The organism is Paenibacillus sp. FSL R10-2778 (assembly GCF_038593035.1).
GTDB classification, from domain to species: domain Bacteria; phylum Bacillota; class Bacilli; order Paenibacillales; family Paenibacillaceae; genus Paenibacillus_AQ; species Paenibacillus_AQ odorifer.
In genome coordinates, this window is the sequence record NZ_CP151956.1 from 2,748,903 (window position 1) to 2,769,348 (window position 20,446).

Annotated in this window: 17 protein-coding genes; 12 read left to right on the forward strand and 5 right to left on the reverse strand. The window is 44.6% G+C overall.

Annotated elements, in window-relative coordinates; genetic code table 11:
* Nucleotides 1-36: 36 nt before the first annotated feature.
* Nucleotides 37-585: a shikimate kinase gene (locus tag NST40_RS12030; protein ID WP_235219530.1), complete on the forward strand. Its 549-nt coding sequence runs from the start codon at nt 37-39 to the stop codon at nt 583-585.
* 4 nt (nt 586-589) lie between these two features.
* On the opposite strand, the gene NST40_RS12035 is transcribed toward NST40_RS12030, so the two are convergent.
* On the reverse strand, nt 590-895 hold the full coding sequence (locus NST40_RS12035; protein ID WP_036686126.1) for a rhodanese-like domain-containing protein: 306 nt from the start codon (nt 893-895) through the stop codon (nt 590-592).
* A gap of 110 nt (nt 896-1,005) precedes the next feature.
* Here NST40_RS12035 and aroA point away from each other — a divergent pair, with 110 nt between their 5' ends.
* The 7 genes from aroA to NST40_RS12070 all read left to right on the forward strand — a co-directional run bounded on the left by aroA (nt 1,006) and on the right by NST40_RS12070 (nt 10,610).
* A complete protein-coding gene (gene aroA / locus NST40_RS12040; RefSeq protein WP_342410719.1) occupies nt 1,006-2,298 on the forward strand; it encodes a 3-phosphoshikimate 1-carboxyvinyltransferase in 1,293 nt (430 codons plus the stop codon).
* Nucleotides 2,299-2,373: 75 nt separating this feature from the next.
* Nucleotides 2,374-2,808 carry a CoA-binding protein gene (locus NST40_RS12045; protein ID WP_076104783.1) on the forward strand — a complete coding sequence of 145 codons (435 nt, stop codon included), beginning with the start codon at nt 2,374-2,376 and terminating at the stop codon, nt 2,806-2,808.
* 567 nt (nt 2,809-3,375) lie between these two features.
* Nucleotides 3,376-4,044 (forward strand): hypothetical protein, encoded by a 669-nt coding sequence (locus NST40_RS12050; RefSeq protein ID WP_076277974.1) that lies wholly within the window; start codon nt 3,376-3,378, stop codon nt 4,042-4,044.
* A 782-nt stretch (nt 4,045-4,826) separates the two neighbouring features.
* Entirely contained in the window at nt 4,827-6,713 is a 1,887-nt protein-coding gene (locus NST40_RS12055; protein ID WP_036686132.1) for a glucose PTS transporter subunit IIA, read from the forward strand.
* Nucleotides 6,710-8,479: a phosphoenolpyruvate--protein phosphotransferase gene (ptsP, locus tag NST40_RS12060; RefSeq protein WP_342410720.1), complete on the forward strand. Its 1,770-nt coding sequence runs from the start codon at nt 6,710-6,712 to the stop codon at nt 8,477-8,479. Before NST40_RS12055 ends, ptsP begins: the two co-directional genes overlap by 4 nt.
* A gap of 180 nt (nt 8,480-8,659) precedes the next feature.
* The gene (locus NST40_RS12065) at nt 8,660-9,190 is read left to right on the forward strand and encodes a sigma-70 family RNA polymerase sigma factor (protein ID WP_094902125.1); all 531 of its coding nucleotides are present in this window, start codon (nt 8,660-8,662) and stop codon (nt 9,188-9,190) included.
* Nucleotides 9,183-10,610 (forward strand): DUF4179 domain-containing protein, encoded by a 1,428-nt coding sequence (locus NST40_RS12070; RefSeq protein ID WP_076275868.1) that lies wholly within the window; start codon nt 9,183-9,185, stop codon nt 10,608-10,610. Before NST40_RS12065 ends, NST40_RS12070 begins: the two co-directional genes overlap by 8 nt.
* Nucleotides 10,611-10,703: 93 nt before the next feature.
* Here the strand turns inward: NST40_RS12070 and NST40_RS12075 are convergent, their stop codons facing one another.
* Nucleotides 10,704-11,228: a type 1 glutamine amidotransferase domain-containing protein gene (locus NST40_RS12075; protein ID WP_038570273.1), complete on the reverse strand. Its 525-nt coding sequence runs from the start codon at nt 11,226-11,228 to the stop codon at nt 10,704-10,706.
* Between the two features lie 209 nt (nt 11,229-11,437).
* Between NST40_RS12075 and NST40_RS12080 the strand changes: the two genes are divergently transcribed.
* From NST40_RS12080 to NST40_RS12090, 3 genes are all read left to right on the forward strand, one after another.
* Nucleotides 11,438-11,902: a hypothetical protein gene (locus NST40_RS12080; RefSeq protein WP_076220597.1), complete on the forward strand. Its 465-nt coding sequence runs from the start codon at nt 11,438-11,440 to the stop codon at nt 11,900-11,902.
* Between the two features lie 252 nt (nt 11,903-12,154).
* Nucleotides 12,155-13,165 (forward strand): catabolite control protein A, encoded by a 1,011-nt coding sequence (gene ccpA / locus NST40_RS12085; RefSeq protein ID WP_036686140.1) that lies wholly within the window; start codon nt 12,155-12,157, stop codon nt 13,163-13,165.
* A gap of 92 nt (nt 13,166-13,257) precedes the next feature.
* Nucleotides 13,258-13,953 (forward strand): 5'-methylthioadenosine/adenosylhomocysteine nucleosidase, encoded by a 696-nt coding sequence (locus NST40_RS12090; protein WP_076275866.1) that lies wholly within the window; start codon nt 13,258-13,260, stop codon nt 13,951-13,953.
* Nucleotides 13,954-13,956: 3 nt separating this feature from the next.
* Here NST40_RS12090 and NST40_RS12095 read toward each other — a convergent pair whose 3' ends face one another.
* Nucleotides 13,957-14,589, reverse strand: coding sequence for a GNAT family N-acetyltransferase (locus NST40_RS12095; protein WP_076189864.1), 633 nt, complete (start codon nt 14,587-14,589; stop codon nt 13,957-13,959).
* 159 nt (nt 14,590-14,748) lie between these two features.
* On the opposite strand from NST40_RS12095, the gene acsA reads away from it, so the two are divergent.
* A complete protein-coding gene (acsA, locus tag NST40_RS12100; protein WP_076129125.1) occupies nt 14,749-16,473 on the forward strand; it encodes an acetate--CoA ligase in 1,725 nt (574 codons plus the stop codon).
* Nucleotides 16,474-16,556: 83 nt separating this feature from the next.
* Here acsA and NST40_RS12105 read toward each other — a convergent pair whose 3' ends face one another.
* Nucleotides 16,557-19,472 carry a transglycosylase domain-containing protein gene (locus NST40_RS12105; RefSeq protein ID WP_076189866.1) on the reverse strand — a complete coding sequence of 972 codons (2,916 nt, stop codon included), beginning with the start codon at nt 19,470-19,472 and terminating at the stop codon, nt 16,557-16,559.
* A 244-nt stretch (nt 19,473-19,716) separates the two neighbouring features.
* Entirely contained in the window at nt 19,717-20,316 is a 600-nt protein-coding gene (gene rpsD / locus NST40_RS12110) for a 30S ribosomal protein S4 (RefSeq protein ID WP_036686147.1), read from the reverse strand.
* Nucleotides 20,317-20,446: the final 130 nt, after the last annotated feature.

Here is a 20,446-nt window from a genome sequence, read left to right on the forward strand (position 1 = left end):
TTATGATATGACAAATATCGCGGTTGGAGGATAGTCATGGCTGGGGATACAGAAGAACTAAAAACGATGAGTCAGGAAGATAAGAACAAAAACATTATTTTAGTAGGGATGATGGCGACTGGTAAGTCAACCGTTGGTGCTATTTTGGCTGAGGAGCTGGGCTATGAGCTGGTTGATTTGGATCATGTCATTATTGAGACTGAAGGCAGAAGCATTGCAGAAATCTTCGCAGAAGATGGTGAGGAATACTTTCGAAGCGTAGAAACTGCGGTTCTAAAGCAAATGCTAGAGTCTGAGAATAAATTAATATCCACGGGTGGAGGCGCGGTATTGGCGCCGGGAAATACAGCCTTAATGCTGAGTAAAGGGCATGTAGTTGCGCTAACGGCAACTGAGGAAGAGATTATTGCACGTGTTAGCGGGGATGAGAATCGTCCGCTGCTCGCCGGCAATGCAGAAGAACGGGTCAGACGAATCATGGAAGATCGCCAGGATGCATACCTATTCGCGCATTACACGGTCGATACAACGGGACTGACTGCGGCAGAAGTGTCGCAACATATTTTAATGCATTACCGCGGTTGAGCTTTTAAGAGAGTGTCTCATTCCATTCAATCATACCGCCGCTAAGGTTCGCAGCGTTATAACCAAATTGCTGTAGATATTCGCAGACACGTTGGCTGCGGGCACCGGAACGGCAAATGAAGATCACTTTGGCATCGCTTGGAATATCTTCAGTACGGTGCGGAATTTCTCCCATAGGGATATGTTGTGCACCGGGAATCATCCCAAAGGCCACCTCTTCGTCTTCGCGAACATCGATGAGTACAAGGTCTTCACCTGTCTCTATACACTGCCGTAATTCTTGCGGTGTGATTTGTGGTACATTATGCATGGGTTTGACCTCTTTTCATCAGAAGAATGGTTTAATGATAACACAAGAACAGAATACCCTGTCAAACGAGCATTACATACCCACTACATCTACTAAGGAGAGTTTATATTATGGACGTTATTGTTAGGCCAACGCCATCTCTGCAAGGAGAATTTGGAGCCCTCTCTTCCAAAAACTATACGACACGTTATCTGCTGGTTGCGGCATTGTCTGAAGGAGTAAGTACGATTTATCATCCTGCACATAGTGAGGATAGCGACGCGATCCGCCGCTGCATAGCAGATTTGGGTGCTGTGCTTACAGAAGATGAGGAAAAGATTGTGATTCAAGGCTTCGGACGTCACCCAAAAGACGTTAAAGAACTTAATGTAGGAAATGCCGGAGCAGTACTGCGTTTTCTTATGGCTGTGGCCGCGTTAAGTCCTGAGGTTACTTTTGTAAATACGTATCCAGACTCATTGGGCAAACGTCCGCATGACGACTTGATTGTGTCGTTGGAACAGCTAGGTGTTCAGGTGGAGCATAATGAAGGGAAACTGCCGATCACGATCCGTGGGGGTAAATCGGTTGGAGGCAGAATTACTGTCTCTGGTGCAGTAAGCTCCCAGTTCTTAAGTGCTCTACTGTTTCTGACACCATTGCTTGAAGAAGATAGTGAAATTATTGTCCTCGATGATTTGAAATCGAAGGTTGTCGTGGGCCAGACCTTGGAAGTGTTGGAGCAGGCAGGTATTGTGGTGCACGCCGCGGATGATTACATGTCCTTTAAAGTTCCAGGTCGTCAAGCTTATGCAGCTAAATCATATACTGTTCAAGGTGACTACCCAGGCTCTGCGGCAATCCTTGCGGCGGCTGCCGTTACAAAGTCGGATGTGAAAATTCACCGTCTTGCAGAACAAAGTAAACAAGGTGAAAGAGCCATTGTTGATGTACTGCGGATGATGGAAGTTCCTCTTACACATGAAGAGGGTACAGTACATGTCCAAGGGAACGGTATCCTAAAAGCTGTTGAATTCGATGGAGATGCTGCAACAGATGCGGTACTGGCCATGGTGGCTGCTGCAGTATTTGCAGAAGGTACCTCCCGATTCTACAATGTTGAGAATTTGCGCTATAAGGAATGTGATCGCATTACCGATTACTTGGCAGAGTTAACCCGTGCCGGAGCCAAGGTAGAAGAACGCCGCGATGAGATTATTGTTCACGGCATGCCCGAAGGTGTCGAAGGCGGAGTCACCATTAATGCGCATTATGATCACCGCGTAATTATGGCACTATCCGTAGTAGGCTTGCGTGCGCGTCAACCTCTTTTGATTAAGGATGCACATCATGTGGCAAAATCTTATCCGCAATATTTTGATCACTTGCGTGCGCTTGGTGCGAATGTGGAGTGGGTACAATAGGAATAAGGGAGCTAGCGTATCTAGCTACAGTTAAACAAGGATCATTAAGTGTAACTATGGAAAGGGGCACTACTTATGAGCTTTGAGAATCCAAGTCGGGAGCAGATCGGAGATATTCTTGCTTCCGCAGGTAACATTGCTGTTGTTGGCTTATCAGACAAAACAGATCGTACCTCTTATATGGTCGCGGGCGCCATGCAAAGCCGGGGATATCGGATCATTCCCGTTAACCCAACGGTGGACGGAGAAATCCTGGGAGAAAAGTGTTATCACACTTTAGCAGAAATTCCAGAGCCAGTGGACATCGTCAATGTATTCCGTCGAAGCGAACACTGCGCAAAGGTCGCGCAGGAGGCAGCTGACATTGGCGCACGTGTGCTGTGGCTCCAGCAGGGTATAGTTAGCGCGGAAGCCGCTGAAATCGCCGCTGAGCACGGTATGATCGCCATTATGGACCGCTGCATCAAGGTCGAAGAAGCGATCACAATGCATGGGCGTAGCCGGCAGTAGGTTCAGTTATATAACTGTTAAACTAAACACTGAGTTAAATGTGTAGTGATTATAGTTAGCGTTGACCAACGGACGTAACAAGGAACTGACGAAGAACGAACTAGCTGGCGAAGAACGAACTAACTGGTGAAGAACGAACTAGCTGGTGAAGAATGAACAAACTGGTGAAGAACGAACTAGCTGGTGAAGAACGAACGGGCTGGCGAAGAACGGACTAACTGGTGAAGAACGGACTAGCTGGTGAAGAACGGATAACTGGTGAAGAATGAGCAAGCTGGTGAAGAACGAACGGGCTGGCGAAGAACGGATAACTGGTGAAGAACGAACTAGCTGGTGAAGAACGAGCAAAAGTGGAATAAACTAACTAGGTTTAAATTTATGATGCTGTGGCTAATGAAAACTTAGATGATGAAGTTTAGCCGAAATAAGTGGTATTGTGTAACGTAGGTGCGATTTCTAATGTAAAACGCCTGTTGAGCTAGTTATAATGAAATTAGACGAAGAACGTCCTTTAACCGCTTTTGCGGTGAAGGGCGTTTTTTTATTTTGTAGGGGAGGCTATAGGTTATGGAGTTTGAAGAAGCACATGGTTTGTTCATCGACCAGCATATGAAATCAAGAACAGGTGAAAGAAGGGGCAGGCTGGTTAGGGGACATAATTTTGCGGAAAAGCTGTTTTTGCAGAATATATGGTGGCCTATGTTTGAGTCCCTAGACGATTTGCATCCAGAATACGAAGTATATGACTGGAATCGCAAATCACAATTTCTGGACTTTGCTTATCTTCCACAGACGGGCAGCAGCTTTGGGATCGAGTGTGATGGATATCAAAGCCATGTGAAAGATATGGACCGTGAGAAATTCAACTATTCAGTAAATAGGGACACTTTTTTGACTGGGATGGGCTGGAGGATGATTCATTTTTCTTTTGATGATATCCAGCAACGTCCCGAGGTCTGCCGGATGTTGTTGCAACTGGTGCTGGCGCCTTACTTGGCGCGTAAATCTGCTAGCGTAGCTATTTTGTCTGAGGAAAAAGAGGTTCTGCGTTTCGCTTGGCGTCTCGGTAGACCGGTTCGTCCAAAGGATGTGGCCACGCATTTCTGCATTAATTTCCGTACGGCGCGTCGATTGCTGCAATCATTAAGTGAGAAGGGGTTGCTGAAGCCGGTTAATCAGGGAGAAAGAATTCGGTATTATGAGGTGAAGGCTCTCAGACCAGATCAAATGTGGTAAGAGGATCTTTAGAGGCTGCGCAAGGGAATAATTGCACTTTATACAACTAAATCGCCGAAATAGCCATCTAAATGCGAAATAGTTGCACTTTGTACACTTAAAACGCCTCAAAGATTAGATGAAGTGGAAAATCACTAAAAATAGTTGTATAAAGTGCAGTTAAAAAGGTGCTCAGAGTAACGTCGATAGGAGTAGTTGCACAAAGTGCACTTAAACTCAGGTGGAATTCCTAACTGTGAGTTTAGGGTGTTGGAGATAGTTAATGGGGGGAGAAAAGTTCGCTGTTATGAATCGAATGCTCTGAGATCAGTTCAGACCAAATCAAATCAAATCATATCAGACCAAATCATACCTGATCTGATCAGGTATGCTAGGGAATCTATACGGTAGCTGCGCAAGGGAATAATTGCACTTTATACAACTAAATTGCCGAAATAGCTATCTAAATGCGAAATAGTTGCACTTTGTACACTTAAAACGCCTCAAAGATTAGATGAAGTGGAAAATAATTAAAAATAGTTGTATGAAGTGCAGTTAAAAAGGTGCTCAGAGTAACGTCGATATAAATAGTTGCACAAAGTACACTTAAACTCGATTCTGACTCTGTAGTATCGATAGCCTCACGTAAATACCAGCCGTTCTATGGATACTAATGAATAAATGTTTAGTGGAATGTGAGAATATTTGTTTTAAAAATGTAACGTGATGATCTCATGAGTTTCTTTTGACAAAAATCCCCGCAGCGCTTACCATTCAATATAGAAAGAAAGGAGAGGGTAGCCTTGAATTGGCTCGGATCATTGCAGCAATTGGGCAGAGCCATAATGCTTCCTACCATGGTACTGCCGGCGGCAGCCATTTTGCTTAGTTTGGGCAGCTTACCTTGGTCTGCATGGGGACTTTCTTCGGTGTCTGAAGTGGCTACTTACGCGGGGCAGGCAATATTTTATTATATGCCTTATTTGTTCGCTGTAGGTGTAGCATGGGGGTTATCCAATCAAGCCGGAACAGCGGGTCTGGCAGCGCTGGCTGGGATGTTCACTTACGACCGAATTGTCACCCAAATGGGAGACGGGCTTGTACAACCTGCAACACTAATCGGAATTTTGCTGGGGATCGTTGCCGGTGTCGCGCAAAACCGGTTTAAAAATATTAAGCTTCCAGAGGCGATCCAGTTTTTTGGAGGGTCGCGTTTTGTTTTGCTGTTCATGGGCTTGTTTTCTGCCGGGTTCGCATGGGTAATGTTAGGAATATCTCCGCTGCTGCAGATAGGGCTTGATAATCTTTTTCAGGGAATATTGCAGACGGGCGGGTTTGGCGTTTTTATCTATGGGGTCCTATATAGGGTTCTGACCGCTTTTGGACTACATCATATTCTTAATAATGTGTTTTGGTTTCAATTTGGGAATTTTACGACTCCTGATGGCAGTGCTGTGGTTCAGGGGGATTTGCCGCGTTTTTTTGCAGGTGATCCTACGGCGGGGATTTTTATGGCGGGGTTGTTTCCGATTATGATGTTTGCGCTGCCTGCCATTGCTTTTGCAATTATTCAGGAAGCGCGCGAGGATTTGAAGCCCAAGATTAAAAAGACTTTTGTGCGGGCGGCGTTGGTTTGTTTTCTGACCGGGGTTTCGGAGCAGATCGAATTTGCATTTTTATTTGCTTCTCCGTATTTGTTCGCGGTACATACTGTAATGTCCGGTCTCGCTATGGTGCTGACCTACATGCTGGGAATCCATCACGGGTTCTCCTATTCGGCTGGAGCCATCGATTTCTTCTTGAACATGCATTTGTCACAGAGGGCTTGGCTGCTGATTCCGATTGGTATCGGCTACGGGATTGTATACTATAATTTATTTCGCTGGGCGATTCGCCGTTTTCAGATCCCGACACCGGGGCGTGAAGAAGGTTCAGAGCTTGGGGATTGGGCCGGCAATATCCCTTATCAGGCACCGCTGATCTTAGAGGCGCTTGGAGGCAAGGAGAATATTGTACAAGTGCAGTCCTGTATCACCCGTCTGCGGCTTACCGTTCATAATGACCGATATATAGATACTGGAGCGCTTAAAGGTTTAGGTTCTGCTGGGATTATCAAGCTAGGCGGCGGAAATGTCCAGGTAGTATTTGGCACGTATTCAGAACTGATCCGCGAGGAGATTAATAAGCTTATGCTTCGTGATTTACCGCAGGTGCTGTTCAGTTCGCCAATGCAGGGTAGAATGATGCCCATTGAGGAAGTGCCTGATCACATTTTTGCAGCTAAGCTAGTGGGGGATGGGGTTGCATTTTTGCCGGAAAAAGGGGAACTTACTTCACCCGTATTCGGGAAAGTTATGCACGTCTATCCTACAATGCATGCCGTGGGTATTTCGACGCCGGAAGGGTTGGAGGTACTCATGCATATAGGGATCGACACTTCACAGCTCAAGGGACCCTTTGAGGCGGTTGTAAAAGAAGGCGACAGCGTGGAGCCAGGTCAATTGCTTGTTAAATTCGACCTCGCTTATTTGCGTGAACATGCGGCCTCATTGGCTACACCGATGGTGATCACGAATCCTGATCGAGTCAAATCATGGAGCTATGCTCCATTTAAAAATGTTAAAAAGGGGCAATCATCAGTAATGTCCGTAGTCTTACACGAAAGTAACGTTGGAGGGATTGAAGGATGATACAAGGCATAGGCGCAGCAGCAGGTGTAGCTATCGGGAAGGCCTTTGTCTTGCCGAACTGGGAATGGAGCTTACCGGATACACAAGTGAACCCAGTGGATCTAGCTAAGGAGTTTGAGCGTTTATACGAAGGTATCCGTACCTCTAAGGACGAGATTGAATTCATCAAAAAAGAGTTCAGAGAAGTGGTAGGTCCGGAGGAATCGAGTATTTTTGATGCTCATCTGGCGATCTTAGATGATCCTGTGTTCATGAGTGAAATCCGCGGGATCATTGAGCGCCAGTACAAGGCGGCAGAAGTAGCTGTGAAAGAAGCGATTGATCATTTTGTAGCGATGTTTGATCTGCTAGACGATGAGTACATGAAGGAGCGGGCGGTGGATATCAAGGATGTCGGAAACCGTCTTTTAAAACATCTTTTAGGCGCTCCAGAGGTTACGTTACCATCGGATACACAGCCATATATTCTTGTTGCGAAGGAGTTGTCTCCTTCCCAGCTAGCTCACTTGAATCCAACTTATGTTCTAGGTATTGTCACCATGATGGGCGGTAAAACCTCACATTCCTCCATTATGGCTCGTGCGCTAGGCATTCCTCTTGTAGCAGGCTTGGAGAATAATCTGTCTAATCCTATTCAGACCGGGGACATGCTTGTGATCGACGGTGATACCGGATCTGTACAAATCCATCCAGATGAACTTACGATAAATGAATACGTAGCGATTCGGGATAAACAGCATAAAAAGAAAGAGCAACTGGAACTGCTCGCCACCGTGGAGGCTGTTACCAAGGATGGTGTGAACCTGCGACTTGCCGGCAATATCAGTTCAGTTAAAGAACTCAACATATCGCTTAAGTATGGAGCTGAAGGCGTAGGCCTGTTCCGCACGGAGTTTCTTTATATGGACCGCAGATCTTTTCCAACTGAGGATGAACAATTTGAAGTGTATAAACAGGTTGTCGAGAAGGTGGGCAATAACACTGTAGTGATTCGTACGCTGGATATTGGCGGGGACAAGCAGTTGGATTATATCCAGCTGCCTGAAGAGCAGAATCCTTTCCTTGGTTACCGGGCGATTCGCATCAGCTTGGACCGATTAGATATGTTCAAAACTCAGCTAAGTGCCATTCTGCGGGCAAGTGCATACGGGAATGTAAAGTTGATGTTTCCAATGATTTCTTCCGTAGAGGAAGTGCAGGCGGCAAAAGTTGTTTTAGAAGAAGTGAAAGCTGAGCTGGAGCAACGAGATATCCCTTTTAACCGGAATCTTCCTGTGGGTATTATGATTGAAGTTCCAGCGGCGGTTATGATTGCTGATTTACTGGCTGAGGAAGTTGACTTTTTCAGTATCGGCACTAATGATTTGGTTCAATATGTGTTAGCGGTAGACCGTATGAATGAACAAATTGCTCATATGTATCATCCGTACCATCCAGCGGTTCTGCGAATGATCCGTATGACGGTAGAAGCGGCACGTAATGCCAAGATTGATATCAGTGTATGTGGTGAAATGGCGGCGGATGAGCGTTCTTTGCCTCTTTGGCTGGAGCTTGGAATTAGAGAACTCAGCATGTCGCCGCAGGCGCTGCTGAAGGTTAAACACCGCACACTGAACACACTGGCCAAGGATGCCAAAAGAATCGCCAAAGCGTGTTTCCACCATCGTACAAGCTCAGAGACGGAAGAAATGTTAACTGCGTTTGCCCAAAAAAGTGGTCTTACACTTGGATCAAGCGGGGAACTACAGGAGAAAGCCTCATCCTAAAGTTACTGTAACTTTTATTCATTTCATATCAAGGTTCGGCATTCTTGCCGAGCCTTTTTCTTTATTTAAGCCATACTTTTTAAAAAAACAAAACCGTTTGCCCTGCGGCGCAGTCAATACATAGAGAGAGTTACACAGAACCGATTTAAGAATAAAGGCAAGGGGGGAGGCAGGCCGAAAATGGATCACATTATAAATGACGAAATGGAAATGGCTGCTACGGATGAAGAGCTGTTTTATGAGCAAGTGGCTGGACAGAAAAGAAAACTTTATAGCATTGCCTACAGCTATTTGCGAAATGAAGCGGATTCGCTGGAGGTTTTGCAGGAGGCAACCTGCCGCGCATGGATTAAACGAAAAAGCTTAAAAGATGCGGAGCGTTTCGCTCCTTGGTTAACACGAATTTTGATTAATTGCTGTAATGATGAGCTGAAACGCCGAAAGAGGAATACAGTCGCAGAAGCTGCTCGAAGTGATGAGGGGATCATGGAGATGAAAAGTGACCGCAGACTGGACATGGAACAAGCGCTGGATGGAGTGAAACCCAAATATCGCCAAGTGCTGGTGCTCAAATATTACAAGGATATGACCCTTGCCGAGATTGCAGAGGTGCTGGATAAACCCGAGGGCACAGTGAAGACATGGCTGAATAAAGGATTAAAACAACTGCGTGACAAAATGAAGCGGAAGGGGGAGCTATTTTATGGCTGAGTCTGAAGAGAAGCTGCTTAAAGATTATTTTCAGAAAATCGATGCGGAGGCAGAAGAAATTCTGGATGTAAAACTGGACACCGCGATCCGCAAGGGGATGCAGCAAGGGAACCGTTCACGTTTGCCTTTTAGAAAAAAGTACGCTGTTGTTGTATTGGTAGTCTTGGCATTCGCCTTACTTATAATTTTGCCTTGGGCAAATCAGATGATAAATCCCGTACGTGCGCAATTACCTCCAAAAAGCTGGGGTCAGCTTGAAGTGTTTAGACCCGTTATTGCTAATAATCTGACGATTAAATCAGCACTTGATGCGGGGATGATGAAGGAGGTAAATATCTCTTCTCCTGAGGTGGACGGGATAACATGGACTGTTAATGGAATCATTGCAGACCGAAGAGGCATTGTGGTGCTTTATACAATCCAGAACAATACGGATCAGAAGATGCAATTCATGGGGTTGTCTTTGAAAAAAGCGCCAGAGGATAAATTTTCAATGAGTGGCTATAGTGGCGTTAGTAACTCCGTGAGTGAGGAGGATGGTTCTCCTGGTACGACTTATATGTTTCAACAAATTGTGTGGGATAAATACCAAGATGAGTTGCTGGAGAAGTTGAATGTTACATTATCGGTTTTTCCAGCAACAATTGAACATATTATCATGAACAGTGATATCAAAAAATTAAGCGTCACCATTCCTATGGATACTGATAAAGATTATTTTGAAGGAGAGTTCGTTGATCTGAAGGATAGTTTGGCTGTTTCTGGACAGAAGATCAAAGTGAATAATGTTTATATGGGGCCTACTGGGATTTATACGCAAGAATCTTATGACGGCGATAATAAAATGAAGATTTTTAGAACACTTTCGCCTAAGTTAATTATGGGAAAAGGGAAGGATCAAGAGACCTTAAATGGGTTGGGTAGTGTTTCATTAACAAATGGCGGCCCACAGACAAATATCTACCATAACGATAATATGAGACCCGATGATCCAATCAAGCTTGAAATTGAGGGGATTTCAGCACTGGATAAATCTAAGGTGGAGTTAGTGATTAACACGGAAACACAGCAGATTTTAAAGGCACCGGATAGCTACCTCACAATTTCTAAACGGACCGCGGACGAAGAGCAGGGAATTATAGTATTGGACTTATTGATTCCCAAAAAAGTTGAGGAGTTGCATGAAGCAACCGGTTTTGGGATAGACGATAATTTTGTGGATAGCGCTGGAAGCGGACATTGGCTTGTACATGATTCTGAGGGTTATTCTAGATATAGAGAATACCGTGAGGACGCTAAGGGAACTACAATAACTTATTTTCTCAACGTAGGCAAAGAAAAGCTGCCTCAACCTTTGACTTTTAGGTTTACAAATTATCCAAATATGATCATGGAGACGGATTCTGTGCGGATTAGATAACCATCTGGATTTTAAAGCCTCAAATCAAAAGCCCTGTTCCTCAAATTGTGAGAAACAGGGCTTTTTTGATTTTAAACTATATACCTACTGTTTTTATTCCCCAGCGAGTGCATCGCAAAAGGCTTTCCCGTATGGCGGAAGATCTGGCGGGCGGCGAGCGGAGATGATATGTCCATCCGTAACTACAGCCTCATCCTTCCAGATGGCTCCGGCATTCTCCATGTCATCACGGATGCCTGGCGTGGAGGTGACGGTTACACCTTCCAGAATTTTAGCAGAAATTAATACCCAGCCTGCATGGCAGATCTGCCCAATCGGTTTTTTAGCCGCATTAAAATCCTGTACAAGCTTTAGAACGGCACTGTATCTACGGATTTTATCAGGAGCCCAGCCGCCTGGAACCAAAATCCCATCATAATCTGCGGCATTAAGCTCGTCCCAGGAGTATTCTGCTTTAGCTGGTACGCCATATTTACCGATGTACGTCTTATTTTTTTCCAGACCTGCCAAATGAACCTCGGCACCTTCTTCTCTCACCCGATACACGGGATACCAGAGCTCCAAATCTTCAAATTCATCGTCTACGAGTGCTATGACCTTTTTACCGGCTAGTCTCATTTAGTTAAGCTCCTTTCGATTCCCATGATTCTTTCATTATTCTATCAAATTTAAAATATGAAGTCATCTTTAGGGATGTAAATTATAGACAAATTGCCAATTTAATCATTATATGCAATAAAGGAGGGTTTTAATCGAGTAGAGTCGAATATAGAAGTTGAAAAAGTCAAACTTTGTGCTTTATTAATTTTGTGCAAGAGGTGTAGAAGATGTATAAAGATAATTTGATGGAGAAGTTGTGCAGTTGTGGTGGCCTCATGAACTTACATATGCATTCTTTGATTTTTAATACGAAGATGAAGATTACCCATGTTCCTGTCTATACCTGCCCGGAATGCGCTAGTTATGAACCTTTGCAGTTTATTAAAGCAGATCTAGGCAAATTAGTAAAAGAACTCAGTGGAGATGATCCGGGAAAAGATTTTTTGTTTACGGAGAGAAATGAATTGGCCAGTGTATTAAAAGAATCCTTGTCAGAAACTATAATAGGGGGAATATCAGAACTAGAGACGATAATCCGAGAGAGGATTCAGAGCCGAGTCGATATGCTTCTCGATATTTATCGTTTAGCTGAGAAGCTGTCAGACCAGTATTGGATGGAAGAAACTAGTCGAAGATTGTCTCAATTAACCTTCCAAATGGCTGAAAATGAAGATTATAAAAAAATTGTGTGAAAATAATGAAAATTTTTCACGGAATGTTGGATTTTTCACTCACTTTTTGTTACGATAGATAGAAGTTACATTATTGATGCTCTTGGACAGGTTAACCAGCACTGGTCACAATTTTAATCCAGGGTGACGTTTTCAGCCTTGAAAGAAATTTTGAAAGGAAAATGAAGCGTTATCATTGCACAAATGTACAAAGTGTCGTATCATATTTTTAATTAGTCGAACGATAAAATTTATCGCAATGGAGAGAGTAATTTGACGGTAACCATTTACGATGTAGCTCGAGAAGCAGGCGTATCTATGGCTACGGTATCACGGGTTGTGAATAATAACCCTAACGTGAAACCGCAGACCCGGAAGAAAGTTTTTGAAGCGATTGAACGTTTGGGATATCGTCCCAATGCCGTGGCAAGAGGTCTTGCCAGTAAGAAAACGACAACCGTTGGGGTTGTCATCCCTGATATTTCAAACTCGATTTTTGCAGAAATTGCACGCGGGATTGAAGATATCGCGAACATGTATCATTACAATATCATATTGTGTAACGCGGATAAGCGTAAAGAGAAAGAAATTCGTGTCATTAATACCCTTTTGGAGAAACAGGTCGATGGTCTGCTCTTCATGGGGGGTACAGTAACTGACGAACATATTCAAGCTTTCCAGACTTCTGCAGTTCCGATTGTTCTATGTGCTACACGGGATGAGAAGGGAACTTATCCTTCCGTTGACATCGATCATGAAACCGCTGCTTTTGATGCTGTGAACACATTGATTCGACACGGTCATCGTGAGATCGCTATGATCAGTGGCACACTGCAGGATCCTGCAAATGGATATGCACGTTTCCATGGTTACAAGAAAGCATTGGAACAGGCAGGAATCGAGTACCAAGAGGATTTGGTACGCATCGGTAACTACCGCTATGAATCTGGTGTAGAAGCAATGAAGTATTTCCTTGGACTCAAGAAGAAACCAACCGCTATTTTTGCGGCAACGGATGAAATGGCTATTGGTGCCATTCACAGTATTCAAGATGAAGGTCTGAAGGTACCGGATGATTTCTCCATCATTAGTGTGGATAATATTCGTATGGCTTCGATGGTTCGTCCTTTGCTGACAACCGTAGCTCAGCCTATGTACGATTTGGGCGCAGTTGCGATGAGACTTTTGACCAAGCTTATGAAGAAAGAAACCGTTGAGAATCCGCGGGTTATCCTGCCTCATGAAACGATTCTCCGCTTGTCGGTTAATCATCTGAATAAGTAATTTAAGAACTGAACAGTTATTCCGTAAAAAGCTCCTTATGGAGCTTTTTATGTTTTTATTTGCTAAATAAATCTTCAAAGGAGGTATTTATTGTGAGTGAAATCATCGGATTAATCGGAGCGATGGATGAAGAAATCAAGCTGCTTCTAGAGGGTATGGAGGACAAGCGGACAAAAGTTAAAGCAGGTATACAATATTACATAGGAAACATATTAGGAAAATCCGTAGTGCTCTGTAAATCTGGCGTGGGTAAAGTAAATGCAGCAGTTACGACTCAGATTCTAATTGATAATTTTGGCGTATCCCGTGTGCTGTTTACTGGGGTTGCTGGAGCAGTACATGCTGAATTGAATATTGGAGATATTGTTATATCGTCTACATGTGTACAACATGACATGGATGCTACGGGGCTTGGGTTCGCAAGAGGCGAAATTCCTTATCAGGAGACTTCCGTCTTCCAGGCAGACCCTGCGCTAGTGCAGCTTGCTGAGAAGGCATGCAATGAGCTAGGTCAAAAGTACTTGATAGGCAAGGTGTTATCTGGTGATCAATTCATTTCTAATGCGGAGATTGTAGCTGAATTAAGAGAGCAAATGGATGGAGCTTGTGTGGAAATGGAAGGGGCGGCGGTTGCCCAAGTCTGTCATATGAACGCCACGCCCTTTGTCATCATTCGCTCCATGTCAGATAAGTCTGATGGATCAGCTGAGGTGAATTTCAGGGAATTTACAGTACAATCTTCACAACGCTCGCATTCCATATTAGAATTTATGCTGCAGCATATTTAATGATCAATACATAAAGCGTTGTCTAAAACGTACTCTGTCAAAGGTCTCCTGGGAGGACATGGGCACCTCTTGTCCAATGCGAACCATTAGGCAGTTAGCGGGATGTGAGCAAATTTCTGGATCATCCGTAGCATACCAAACCATATTTACGGTCTTCATCAGCCGTTCCATCATCTGGCGATAGGCCCATACGTCCAGCCCACTGCCTTTTAAATCCCAGTGCCAGTAATACTCTGTTGTAAAAACAATACAATTCTCCAATTGCTCCCGCTCAAAAGCAGTAGAAACCAGCAGCCGGCCTAGTCCGGCCCCTCTATAATCATTACTCACCTCTATCGCTCCAAGTTCAATAAGATCCTCCATACCACCCTGTGACCATAACTCCATTTCATCTGGATAATGGAAGGTCACATAGCCTACTATAACGTCATTCTCTACTGCGGTAATTACACGGCCCTCTGGCAAGCTGGCGATCTCTACGAGCGCCTCTTGCTGCTCTAAGGGCCTGCGGAAAGCATCAAGGTCCTGATGCATATGCAGGACTTCAAGGTCCTCGGGAGATCGGGGTCCGCTCACAGTTATCGTTCTACCCATATAGGAGAGAGTATGGGAAATAGGGATTTTGCGATGCTCCATGAAAGTGCTCCTTTCAGATCAAAAAAATGGTATGTAAACGCTTGCTATGGTATACTAATTCAGACATAAAAAATTCACATTCATTGCATTGACATCATTATTTAAAACATGAGTCTTACCCTTAAAGCTTAAATCAAACGAGTGAGGGAGGCAAGAGTGATGGGTCAAGTCCATAGCGAAATTTTGCCGGGTCGTGTGCAGAGCTCCAATATGTCTGATTATGCGGAGGCAGTAGCCAATTTTGAGTGGGAGGATGTTGAACGTAATTTCTCATGGTATGAAACCGGCAAGGTTAATATGGCCTATGAAGCCGTTGATCGCCATGTGGATGAAGGGCGGGGAGCGGCAACGGCCCTACTCTACAGTGACACTGTACGGGAAGAATCCTATACATTTGCCGATCTGCAGGAGCGGTCGAACCGGTTCGGAAATGTATTGCGTAAATATGGCATCGGTAAAGGAGATAGGGTATTTATTTTTATGCCTCGCCAACCGGAACTGTATTTCAGTCTGCTAGGTATTCTCAAAATCGGAGCCATAGCAGGGCCCTTATTCGAAGCCTTTATGGAAACAGCGGTTAAGGATCGTTTGGAGGATAGTGGGGCTGTTGCGCTGGTAACTACGCCAGAATTGCTGCATCGGGTCAAGCGAGAAGAGCTTCCTGAGCTGCGTCATATTTTTCTAGTAGGTGGAGCAACTGATATTGAGCAAGGAAACTTAGGATTCGCAGAAGAGATGGCTAACGTTTCTGCTGATCTTAATTTAGAATGGCTTGATTTGGACGATGGCCTTATTATGCATTATACTTCTGGTTCTACAGGTAAGCCCAAAGGCGTTTATCATGTGCATAGAGCAATGATTCAACATTATTATACAGGTAGAGTAGTGCTAGATCTACGTCAAGACGATATATACTGGTGTACGGCAGATCCTGGCTGGGTGACCGGAACTTCATACGGCATATTTGCCCCTTGGTTAAACGGGGTGACCAATGTAGTCAGAGGCGGCCGCTTTAGTCCTCAGGATTGGTATAAGACAATCGAACGGAATAAGGTATCTGTATGGTACAGCGCACCTACAGCTTTTCGTATGTTAATGGGTGCAGGGGAGCACTCTTTACAGGGGATTGATTTAAGCAGTTTGCGTCATGTTCTATCGGTTGGTGAACCGTTAAATCCGGAAGTAGTACGTTGGGGAGATAAATTTTACAATCAGCGTATTCATGATACTTGGTGGATGACTGAAACAGGGGCACAATTGATTTGTAATTATCCGTCAATGGATATCAAACCAGGCTCGATGGGCCGTCCGTTACCGGGGATTGAAGCAGCGATTCTGGATGACCGGGGTAATGTTCTCCCGCCTTTTTCTATGGGGAATCTTGCGATAAAAACTCCATGGCCATCCATGATGAAAACGATCTGGAACAATCAGACGAAGTATGAGGAATATTTCCGGATTCCTGGCTGGTACATTTCTGGCGATTCAGCTTATATGGATGACGAAGGATACTTCTGGTTTCAGGGACGAATTGATGATGTCATCAACTCTTCTGGTGAGCGTATTGGTCCATTTGAAGTGGAGAGCAAATTAGTGGAGCATCCGGCAGTGGCAGAAGCGGGTGTAATCGGCAAACCGGATCTTGTGCGGGGGGAGATTATTAAGGCTTTTATCTCGCTTAGAGAAGGTTATACTCCAACTGCTGCCTTGAAAGAGGAGATCGCCGCTTTTGTCAAAGCGGGTCTGTCTGCACATGCTGCCCCGCGGGAAATCGAGTTTAAGGATAAACTTCCGAAGACACGATCAGGTAAAATCATGCGGCGTGTACTGAAGGCATGGGAGCTGCATCTACCGACAGGAGATCTATCCACGATTGAGGATTAGAATGAATTGTAAAAAAACACCGTTCCCGGATGAATTCATGGGAACGGTGTTTTGCTGTGTAAAATTATTTAATGATCTTTGGGTTAACGTGTCCCTGCATTATTACCTGCTGTGGTATTATTACTGCCTCCAGTACTGTTACCTCCGCCGGCTGGTGTTTCCGTCGGTAGTAGCGGGAGAATGTTACCTGGATCCTCAATAACGTCTCCTGGTGTCGTCTCAGGCTCTGTAGGCGCCTCTGTACCAGGTTGTTGATCAGGTGTAGGAGTTGCTTCGGGTGTTGGTGTAATCCCTCCAGCAACGCTGCCAGAAGCCGTCTCATTACCTGCAACATCCACGGCTGTTACATAAAAGGTTGCATTAGCACTTGCAGGTGTACCCGGTGTGAATACCTTGTTCTCATCTGCCATGAGTATAGATTGCTTCTGGAAAGAACCTCCGTTTAATGAACGATATAAGCGGTATCCCACAACATCTGCCGAGCTGCTAGCGGAGAAGCTGATGACCGCTTTACCAGTGCTATAAGAGACGTTAACATTTCCGGGAGCAGCAGGGGAAGCCCCATCGTCCACACGTGGATCAACTTCTGTTGGGAAATCCGTCTTGGCATCGGCTGGCATATAATACTCCAGTGATTTATGATCCTTCATCTTAGGGAAGGCAGCCAGGAGTTCTTTGACTAGTTCCTGTATCGGCTTCTCGCGTTTAACGACGATTTTTTCCTTTAGGAACTCCTCTGGAGTGCCTTCCAACGGGATATAATTGACGCCTTTGTAAGTAATATACTTGGCTTTGGAAATCCCGTCGTCGCTCTCTTTTGGCACATATTTTGTATTAAATATATCCGTTGTGAATTTATCAGTCAGGGATGTTGGCAGTTTGCCGCTATATGCGGAAACTGTCTTTTTGATAATTCCCTCAGGTTGTGCAAATTTGTCTGTGACGAATAGTTCCGGCTGCTTATCAATGACAGCATTCAACACTTTTGCCCATAATGTTTGGGCTTGACGTTTTTGTGTATCTCCCGTAAGGGTGTTGATTTGCTCTTTGTAGCCGACCCACATTCCAAGTGTGACATCAGGAGTGTAGCCCATAAACCATACGTCTCCATAATTCTGGGTAGATCCAGTCTTACCGACAATCGGAATTTCTTTAGAGTGTTTGTATTCTCTTTTTACGGTGCTGGCTGTACCCTCTGTAATTACAGTTCGCAGCATATCTGTCATTAGGTAAGCTGTTTGCTTAGAGAATACTTGCTCAGGATTAACCTTGTGCTGATAGATAATTTTGCCCTCTGAATTGACAATTTTCTCAATCATGTAGGCATCATTAAAAGCTCCTTGGTTACCGATAGCGGAATAGGCATTGGTTAACTCTTCTACGGATACTCCGTATTTCAGACCGCCTATAACCCCGGTCTGCGCGCTGTAATCATCATCTGTGAGGGTGGTGATCCCCAGCTTTTTAGTAAAGGCCCAAGATTTCTCTATTCCGACCTTTTCATTAAACAGCTTAAGCGCAGGCAAGTTGAGCGATTTGTTAAGTGCGTAACGGGCAGTGACCAGACCTTGATAGCGATTGTTGGCATTCTTAGGAATGTGGAATCCTTTTCCGCCATCTTTTAGAATAATTGGCGCGTCATCCACAATCCCGGCAGGCTGAATCAGCCCTGCATCTAAGGCTGGTAAATAAGCGGAAATTGGCTTCATAGTCGATCCGGGCTGACGGATCATTTGGGTAGCATAATTCATCTGCTCAATATTGAAGTCGCGACCCTCAATCATGCCGAGAATGGCTCCGCTTTTGTTGTCGATTAACATGCCAGCCGTTTGTTCCATACCTTTGGTTTTGCTGTCTTTAGTAAAATTATTGCTGTCTTCTGAGACACTATGCATTGCATTGTAAACTTTTTTATCAATGGTTGTGTAGACTCGATAACCGCCGGTCATGAGCTGCTGTCTTGCTTCCTCAAGTAACACGGCATTGTCAGTAGTGCTATTGGCATCCGTTGTGCCATTTTTCTCTTCATTCAATGATAGAAGGATCTCGGATGCTTTACGCTCAGTCTCCATCATCAGATATGGATAGGTAGCATAGGCTTTTTTGGTGTGCGGCGCCAGAGAACTCTTGATATCAAATTGAAGGGCTTCATCATATTGAGAGGTAGTAATCTTATTCTCTTCAAGCATACGACGAAGTACAAGATGTTGACGGTCCATAGCTCTGTTGAAAGCTTTTTCGTTGAATTCACCTATGCCATTAAATGCAGAATAAGTGGAAGGGAGCTGCGGAAGACCAGCCAAATAAGCTGCTTGAGCCACGTTCAATTTGTCCAGATCGTCTAGACCGAATATTCCCTTGGCTGCTGCTTTAATTCCGAATACATTGTAGCCATTCGAGCCATTGCCGAAAGGAACCTTATTCAGATAAGCCGTTAATATTTCTTGCTTGGTCAAGAAGCGTTCCAATCTAAGAGAAAGTAGAATTTCTTTTACTTTGCGATCTTCTGTCCGATCCAGATTCAGGAATACACGTCTTGCGAGCTGCTGGGTGAGTGTACTGCCTCCGGTCTGAACGGATTCATTGAGAAGCTTTTGTTTGACGGCACGTAAGGTGCCTTTGAAATCCACGCCATTATGCTCATTAAAATTATTGTCCTCTATAGCGAGAACTGCATCGATAATAAGCTGGGGGATATCGTTGAATTCAATGAGCCTTCGGTCTTCTTCTGTCCGAAGCTGGCCGATCGGTGCGCCGTCTCGGAAATAAGCGAATCCGGTGATCGCATTTTGACTGACCTGCTGCTGAATCATTTCTTCGGAGCGAACAGGTTCATCCTTCACAATGGAAGCGACATAGCCTGCTACAGCACCACCGGCAAATAGAACGCCTATTATTCCAAGAATAAACATCCACTTAACTACAGAACCGAACCTGCTTAGGGCGGATCTGCGGGGTGAAGGCTTCTTAGCGTTTTTTTTCTTGTTCTCTTGAGCCATCGACGATAATTCCTCCTTTTAACGGAATTATTATAGCATAAATTGGCGTTTTTGAATGCGCTTCTACCTGATTCTCATGGTCTTAAGATTCGACTTTTGTGCAAAAATTATAAATAAAGTAATTTAGGGTATGATTTGCGGAAGCATAACCTTTTACAAACGGCATGGAATTTAGGATATTGACATAACAAAAAGCCCCCGGATTAATCCGGAGGCTTTGGTCATACCCGCTAAAAGCGAGATATTAACGGTTGTAGAACTCGACGATTTGTTTCTCATCGATATCCTGGGAAAGCTCGGAACGTTCTGGCAAACGAATATATTTACCTTCGAAAGATCCTTCAGCATATTCCAGGTAAGCTGGAAGGTGGTTACGGTTAGCAAGAGCTTCTTTAATGGAAGCCATGCCTTGGCTCTTCTCGCGAAGACCGATAACGTCGCCCAAGCTTACACGGTAAGAAGCGATGTCGACTTTTTTGCCGTTTACAGTTACGTGTCCGTGGGATACCAACTGACGTGCTCCAGCACGGGAGTTAGCAAATCCAAGACGGTAAACTAGGTTGTCCAAGCGGCTTTCAAGCAAGAACATGAAGTTTTCGCCCGCAAGACCTGGAAGTTTTTGTGCTTTAGCGAAGAGAGTACGGAATTGTTTCTCTCCCAAGCCGTACATGTGACGCAGTTTTTGTTTTTCCAAAAGCTGCATTCCGTAGTTACTTACTTTTCTGCGTTGGTTAGCGCCGTGTTGTCCTGGTGGGAAAGGGCGTTTCAGGTCTTTGCCTGTACCGCTAAGGGAAATGCCCAGACGGCGGCTGAGTTTGAATTTAGGTCCGGTGTAACGTGCCATGTTATAGTAGACTCCTTTATATTTGAAATTTCAGGTTAGGGCTCTATTTGCGCCGCATTTCGTATCCGTGATTAGCATTAATGGCTTCCACACTACCAGGGAAGTTCAGCCGCTGCCCTGGCAGTAACGA

What these genes read in the sequence shown, in the direction of transcription:
- NST40_RS12030 (WP_235219530.1), top strand. Translation starts at nt 37, where the DNA reads ATGGCTGGGGATACAGAAGAACTAAAAACGATGAGTCAGGAAGATAAG.
- NST40_RS12035 (WP_036686126.1), bottom strand. Translation starts at nt 895, where the DNA reads ATGCATAATGTACCACAAATCACACCGCAAGAATTACGGCAGTGTATA.
- aroA (WP_342410719.1), top strand. Translation starts at nt 1,006, where the DNA reads ATGGACGTTATTGTTAGGCCAACGCCATCTCTGCAAGGAGAATTTGGA.
- NST40_RS12045 (WP_076104783.1), top strand. Translation starts at nt 2,374, where the DNA reads ATGAGCTTTGAGAATCCAAGTCGGGAGCAGATCGGAGATATTCTTGCT.
- NST40_RS12050 (WP_076277974.1), top strand. Translation starts at nt 3,376, where the DNA reads ATGGAGTTTGAAGAAGCACATGGTTTGTTCATCGACCAGCATATGAAA.
- ptsP (WP_342410720.1), top strand. Translation starts at nt 6,710, where the DNA reads ATGATACAAGGCATAGGCGCAGCAGCAGGTGTAGCTATCGGGAAGGCC.
- NST40_RS12065 (WP_094902125.1), top strand. Translation starts at nt 8,660, where the DNA reads ATGGATCACATTATAAATGACGAAATGGAAATGGCTGCTACGGATGAA.
- NST40_RS12070 (WP_076275868.1), top strand. Translation starts at nt 9,183, where the DNA reads ATGGCTGAGTCTGAAGAGAAGCTGCTTAAAGATTATTTTCAGAAAATC.
- NST40_RS12075 (WP_038570273.1), bottom strand. Translation starts at nt 11,228, where the DNA reads ATGAGACTAGCCGGTAAAAAGGTCATAGCACTCGTAGACGATGAATTT.
- NST40_RS12080 (WP_076220597.1), top strand. Translation starts at nt 11,438, where the DNA reads ATGTATAAAGATAATTTGATGGAGAAGTTGTGCAGTTGTGGTGGCCTC.
- NST40_RS12095 (WP_076189864.1), bottom strand. Translation starts at nt 14,589, where the DNA reads ATGGAGCATCGCAAAATCCCTATTTCCCATACTCTCTCCTATATGGGT.
- acsA (WP_076129125.1), top strand. Translation starts at nt 14,749, where the DNA reads ATGGGTCAAGTCCATAGCGAAATTTTGCCGGGTCGTGTGCAGAGCTCC.
- NST40_RS12105 (WP_076189866.1), bottom strand. Translation starts at nt 19,472, where the DNA reads ATGGCTCAAGAGAACAAGAAAAAAAACGCTAAGAAGCCTTCACCCCGC.
- rpsD (WP_036686147.1), bottom strand. Translation starts at nt 20,316, where the DNA reads ATGGCACGTTACACCGGACCTAAATTCAAACTCAGCCGCCGTCTGGGC.